Source organism: Pararhizobium sp. P1_E7 (genome assembly GCF_056405855.1).
In genome coordinates this window covers 1-5998 of sequence record NZ_JBFUBH010000120.1, presented here as the reverse complement: position 1 = coordinate 5998, position 5998 = coordinate 1, and the positions used below count along the sequence as shown (strand labels likewise).

Here is a 5998-nt window from a genome sequence, read left to right as displayed (position 1 = left end):
GAGGAGCGTATCGCCGGCCGCTATCCTCAGTGAGGGCGACTGCGAACGAGTTGCTGTGATGAATAAGCGCCAAAATGTCTTGCGGTTTGAAAAGACCACCCCCGGAATACGAATAACCATTATCGTCCCGGGATTGTCGGCAGGCGGGACGGAACACGTCGTCAACCTGGTCGCAAATCACTGGAGAGCGTCTGGGCACACGGTGACGATTATTACGTTCGAGCCACCGGAAAGCATTTCCTATTATCCGCTTCATCCGGATGTAACGGTTGTTCGGTTGGGGGTTCCACCAGGCAGGACGTCGAAGTTAGGATCAGCGGCGGCGGTAGGCCTGCGAATCTTGCGCCTGCGTTCAGCGATCCGGCTCGCAAAGCCCGATTTCATCCTGAGTTTTCTGACACGAACGAATGTGATGGTGCTGGTCGCGACGCTTGGCATGCCGGTTCCCGTCGTTGTATCGGAGCGCAACAATCCGGCCGTTCAACCGTTCGGCAGAATCTGGAAGTGGCTCCAGTCGCGTTTGTATCCACGCGCTTTCGGGCTGGTGACGATGACGCAAGGGGCCCTCGATTATTTTCCGACGGCAATGCGCCGCAGAGGCTGGGTGATCGCCAACGCCGTGGATTTGCCAAAGGATTGGGTCGATCGAAGGAAAAACAACACTCTGACAGCAGTCGGGCGCCTCACACACCAGAAAGGATTCGACCTTCTCCTCAAAGCGTTTGCGCAGATAGCGGCAAAGCATCCCGATTGGCGGCTTGTCATCTGGGGTGAGGGAGAGGACCGAAAGGCACTTGAGATGCAACGCAACGCACTTGGGCTGCAGGAGCGGGTGGAAATGCCGGGGGTGACATCGCGGCCGGGTCTGTGGGTTGAAACGGCCGACGTGTTTGTCCTTTCGTCCCGGTACGAGGGTTGGGGCATCGTACTGCTCGAGGCGATGGCGGCCGGCTTGCCGGTGGTGTCTTACGAATGCGAGTGGGGGCCAGGCACAATGGTGACGAACGGAGACGACGGAATTCTTGTCCCTTGCGAAAATATCGATGCTCTCGCGCGTGCTCTCGATACGATGCTGGGCAGTGCCGCGTTGCGCCAAACCCTCGCCGCCAACGCCGCCGTGCGTGCGCAAAACTATCTGCCTGAACGCATTCTCGCCCGGTGGGACGAGGTTCTCTTGTCAGCCGTCAGGCAGGATGCGGGAAACGTGTAGCGCTACCGCTAAAATCGATCCCGGCGTCATTCTGGTGGGCCCCTGAGGCATCGTATGATTTAGGTCTTTGCCAGATGCGGCGCCGGATCCCCGTGCGACACCTGCCCCGCGAGCAGCGGCCCTTCCTTGACGGAAGCTCTTTCTTTCCATTTCCGTGCGGGCTGGGTGGCCGAGAGCACGATCTCGCGCAGTATACGTGCGGTCTCCACCATGGTTTGCCCATCTAGCGAAGGGTCCACCAGGAGCGCCATGCTGGTTTCGCCGAGCTCTTGCGCCACAGGCAGCCGTTCGTCCGGACCATAATTGAGGTCCGTAAAAGCCTTTTCCAGATATATCTCCGAGCAGCTTCCTGAAAAGCACGGCACGCCCGCACCGTTCATTTCTGCAACAATCCTGTCGCGGTCGTAACCGGATTTCAGCCTGTCTCTGCGAACAAATGTGTAAAAGCGGTAGTAGGCATGTTGAAATCCGTCCGGCGGCGCCGGTGTCCGCAGCGCCTTGAGATCGCCTATAGCGTCTTGCAGTATCGCTGCGTTGCGTGCCCTCGTTGCCCGCCATTCTTTCAACCGCTTGAGCTGGATCAGGCCGAGCACAGCTTGAATGGAGGTCATGCGCCAGTTGGTTCCAATGGATTCGTGCAGCCAACGGAACCCGGGCGGATGAACCTTGTTGAAAACGGTATCGTATGATTTTCCGTGATCTTTTCGGCTCCACGCTTTCTGCCAGAGCGCGCCGTCGTTCATTGCGATCAATCCGCCTTCGCCACCGGTTGTGATAATCTTGTCCTGGCAGAACGAAAAAGCGGCTATATCACCGAAGCTTCCGACCGGCCGGCCGTCGATCTCGGCGCCGTGGGCTTGGGCGCAATCCTCGATCACCCACAGCCCATTTTCCCTGGCGAGGGCCATGATGCCCCGCATGTCGCATGGCCAGCCGGCGAGATGAACGACGATGATGCCCCGCGTCCGCGGTGTGATCTGGGCGGCGATCGTCTCAGCGGTGAGATTCTGGCTGTCGGGATCGATGTCGGCGAAAACCGGTACGCCGCCGCAAAAAGGAACGCAGGCGGCGGAAGCCATAAAGCTGCGCGGCGTCACGATGACCTCATCTCCATCCCGCAGCCCAAGCGCGAACAATGCAAGTTCAAGTGCGACGGTTCCGTTCGCCACCGCTACGGCATGCAGCAGACCGAGAAAGGCGGCATAGGCCTCCTCGAACTGCCGCACATAGGGCCCGGTCCAGGCGTTGACCTCACCGGATTTCAGTACGGCAACAACCGCCTCGATTTGTTCGTCATCGTAAACCGGCCAACGTGCCATGGCTGCCTCCCCCTTCACGTTCTAGCAGGACCGGCCATTTCTGCGGCCGGCGGTGGATACATGCATCAGATGATATGCCGTACCAAAACAAAGGCCTCGGCCGCCGTTTTCATCACCGTCGCACCGCGCAATGTTGCGAGGGCGCGAAGCGCTTCAAGGGAGCGCTCATGCGGGGGYGGCCGCACCTGCGATTTGAAGGCTTGCATCGCCTCTATTTTCGCGGCGACGTGATCTGTTATGTCGATAAAGACATTGGGAACGAAGCTAGGGGTTAGATACGGGGCGTTCCAGTTGGTCTCCGATAGCGTTTCATAGGCCAAAATCAGCTTCGGAAAATTCACTTGGTGCGGTCGGGCAGAAACCAGCGACGAGGTGAAGATCACCTGGTGATCCATATGCATATCGCCGATGAACGGCAGGAGCAGCGTATCGGGAGAAAGCGTCTGGACCAGATCGAATAACGCCGCGTTCAGTGCCGAATGGGCTGTTTCAGACAAGGCGGCCGCAGGAAAACCGAGCCAGAACGTTTCCTTGACCCCGAGAACACGATGCGCTTCCCGTGCTTCCGCCTGCACCCGGGAGGTCGCTTCAGCGGTGAATGCCGGTGGTTTTCCCTCGGTTACAACAGCAATATAGACCTCATTTCCCTGGGCAGCCAGGCGAGCGATCGTACCTCCGGCACCCAACACTTCGTCATCGGGATGCGGCGCAATGACCAGAGTTTTCCCCATGACGGCACTCAAGCCCATGACGCAAACTCCATCCCCAGCTTACTATGCCGCTTTTCGTGCGATGACGGCTCCCGGCGCGGTGACAGAAGAAATGTCTGGCGAACGGGATCGATGCAGCGATCTCCAAGCGCGATAACCCTTCGCTTCAATGGGCGCCGCATGGATGCTCGTTCGAAATATGCCGGCGGTGTTGAGGGGTAGCCTCGCCCGGAGCATTGGCCTCGTGGAAAGCACAGGATAATTCCATAACGGGCAAAACGAGTGGCGGCTATGCGGCTGCTGGATGACACACTACACTCCACGACCAACTGGAAGAACCTCACATGCCGGCAATCGACACGGCTAAGACGTCCCCTGGCAACAGTTCGGTGGACGTGGAGGCTTGGAAGCTTTTGTGCGTTCCATCCTGAGTCCGGCGAATCTCATAGGTAAATGAAATCTGATTGCGCTTGTTTTCGTCCGTGGCGATAGATGCGACCAGGAAAAATTGCTCCTGGGCTGATTGTCGGGCCGACTCCAGTTTCTTGATGGCAACTTCCCGCTCCTGCAATTTCACAAGAATGTCGGTCTCGCGATCCGCCTTCAATTTGGCAAGATCAAGCTTGAGTTTACCCAGCTCACGTCTGGAGTTGGACATTTCGGCATAGATCTCAAGCAGGCGGGATTTTTCGTTGGACGTTGTCGTCTTCGTTCTCGTTAGGTCCGCCTCCGTATTGAGTTCGCGCTTGCGCAAGGCGGTTACGCGATCGAGATCCTTTTCGTTCATCGTAACCACTTCTTTCTGCTGCTCTTCCAACTGCGACAGTATTTTGAGTTCTTCCTCCGTTTCGGTGATCCCTTGCGTCAAAATCTGCACCTGGGACTCCGTCGTAATAAGGTCTGTCTTGAGAATTCGCTCCTCGATTTCAATAGCGCCCTTCAAGGAGGCGTGTTCAATATAGGGGCGAGCGATTTCCGGGACGTCCTTGAGGTCGATCTTGTCGGCACCGCGCAGTTGGGCGACAAGCCGCGCAGCAAAGAGCGCTTCGCTGACGATCTCCACTTCTGCGCCGTCCATTTCTCCACGCAGGCGCGCGCGCAATATGATCCTGTCTGACGGGTTTGACGTCAGGGTTTGAGGACCTCCTGCCAAGCCGATCGCCTGATCGACCGTCAGGCCGGGATAGAAGGGAAAAGAGCCCGGGGTCTTGACTTCCCCCAATACGAAAATTGGCCGGAAGGTGGATACGTGGAGGGCGAGTTTCGGATCCGTCAGCATTTGGCGCTGGCGGTATTCGTTTCGAAGTTTTTCGGTGGCCTCATTTACGGTCAGCCCCAGGACGTTCACAGAACCGATCAGCGGGAATTGCGTTTCTCCGTCTGCCGCGATCGTCAGCGTCACAGGCAGTTCGGTGTCATCCAGGAAGTCGAAAGAGATGGTGTCGCCACCTGCCAGCCGGTAGGAGTCCGCGCCTGCTTTCGCCATAAAAGGGAAGGCAAGGCAGGTTGCGACAACGAAGGTCAGCAGAATTATAAAGGGAATACGATGGCTTATTCTATTCTTTATCGTGCCCGGAAACGTCATGTTGCCCCGCCAGAAAAATAAATAAAATTCCTATGAGGGGAACTCTACCACACACAAATAGAAAAATGATCAACTATTTTCTGTTCTAAATCGTTTGTAATAACAAATCTGGCCATACCCGGTATAAGTATGCTAAGTCTGAATCTCTCACGATAAGAATATTCCATATAATATATTTGACTATCTGTAGTTGCGACGAAATCGAAAAGTGCGCTGCATAGACTGTGTAGATAATACCATATCGACAAAATCCGATATTCGTGGAGCAACGGCTGCCCTTGTTTGCTTGCCGGGGCCCTGCAGAAGGAGACGGGTCTGTGAGTCTGCCGGGTGGTCTCATGATTAGGCTTGGGAAGGTCAGATCGAGTTTGAAACAAGAGGCGCATTTCCTCGTTCGGCTCAAGAATATAGCGCACCTGCTGACAGGGAATTTCGCCAGTTCGTTCATCGGGCTTGCCGGTTTCGCGCTGACCGCGCGGGCGCTCGGCCCGGCAGATTACGGGGTGCTTGCCATCTGCTTCGCCTATACGAGAGGCGTCGAGAGGCTCGTCAGTTTTCGATCGTGGCAACCATTGGTCAAGTATGGCGCCGAAGCGTTGCAGACGGGAGATGTGTCGAATCTTAAAATGCTGTTCAAGTTCGGGCTTCTTCTGGACGTCTTTGCAGCCTGCATCGCCTGGACAGTCGCCGTGCTGGTGGTGCTTCTTGCCGGTCCTCTGATAGGGGTTTCGGCGGAAATGAGCCATATCGTCCTCATTTACTGTTCCGTCCTGCTCTTCCAGCTATCCGGCATGTCGACGGCGGTGCTGCGCCTCTACGGGCGTTACAATGTCCTTGCCTATGGGCAGGTGCTCGCGAGTATTGTCCGGGTTGCTTTTTCGCTTTTCGGCGTGCTGGCCGGATGGGGGCTTCTMGAGTTTCTGGTGTTGTGGRTGGCGGCCCAGATTTTCGGCTCTCTGAACATGAACCTCCTTGCGTTCATCGAGCTTAGAAGGCAGGGGATGAGCGGCGTTCTCATGGCGCCACTCCGGGGGATCGCGAAGCGGTTTCCGGGCCTCTACTCGTTTTCGTTTTCATCAAACCTCTCGTCCGCCATCCGGTCGAGCGCAAACGAACTTGATACGCTTATCGTCGGCTATCTGACGGACCCTGCCGCCGCTGGTCTCTATCACAT

The 5998-nt window shown here is 56.6% G+C and carries 5 protein-coding genes; 2 read left to right on the top strand and 3 right to left on the bottom strand.

What is annotated here, in order from left to right:
- The first annotated feature begins 58 nt into the window (after window positions 1–58).
- Entirely contained in the window at window positions 59–1210 is a 1152-nt protein-coding gene (locus AC1D17_RS27360; RefSeq protein WP_477568395.1) for a glycosyltransferase family 4 protein, read from the top strand.
- Window positions 1211–1269: 59 nt separating this feature from the next.
- Here AC1D17_RS27360 and AC1D17_RS27355 read toward each other — a convergent pair whose 3' ends face one another.
- The 3 genes from AC1D17_RS27355 to AC1D17_RS27345 form a co-directional block, all read right to left on the bottom strand.
- Window positions 1270–2529, bottom strand: coding sequence for a DegT/DnrJ/EryC1/StrS family aminotransferase (locus AC1D17_RS27355; protein ID WP_477568394.1), 1260 nt, complete (start codon window positions 2527–2529; stop codon window positions 1270–1272).
- Window positions 2530–2594: 65 nt separating this feature from the next.
- Window positions 2595–3278 carry a PIG-L deacetylase family protein gene (locus AC1D17_RS27350; protein WP_477568393.1) on the bottom strand — a complete coding sequence of 228 codons (684 nt, stop codon included), beginning with the start codon at window positions 3276–3278 and terminating at the stop codon, window positions 2595–2597.
- A 301-nt stretch (window positions 3279–3579) separates the two neighbouring features.
- Window positions 3580–4824: a polysaccharide biosynthesis/export family protein gene (locus AC1D17_RS27345; protein WP_477568392.1), complete on the bottom strand. Its 1245-nt coding sequence runs from the start codon at window positions 4822–4824 to the stop codon at window positions 3580–3582.
- Window positions 4825–5192: 368 nt separating this feature from the next.
- Here AC1D17_RS27345 and AC1D17_RS27340 point away from each other — a divergent pair.
- A partial coding sequence (locus AC1D17_RS27340) for an oligosaccharide flippase family protein (RefSeq protein WP_477568391.1) occupies window positions 5193–5998 on the top strand: 806 nt, incomplete at its 3' end.

Bases quoted from the DNA above. Each gene is read 5' to 3' on its own strand.
- AC1D17_RS27360 (WP_477568395.1), top strand. From the start codon at position 59: ATGAATAAGCGCCAAAATGTCTTGCGGTTTGAAAAGACCACCCCCGGA.
- AC1D17_RS27355 (WP_477568394.1), bottom strand. From the start codon at position 2,529: ATGGCACGTTGGCCGGTTTACGATGACGAACAAATCGAGGCGGTTGTT.
- AC1D17_RS27345 (WP_477568392.1), bottom strand. From the start codon at position 4,824: ATGACGTTTCCGGGCACGATAAAGAATAGAATAAGCCATCGTATTCCC.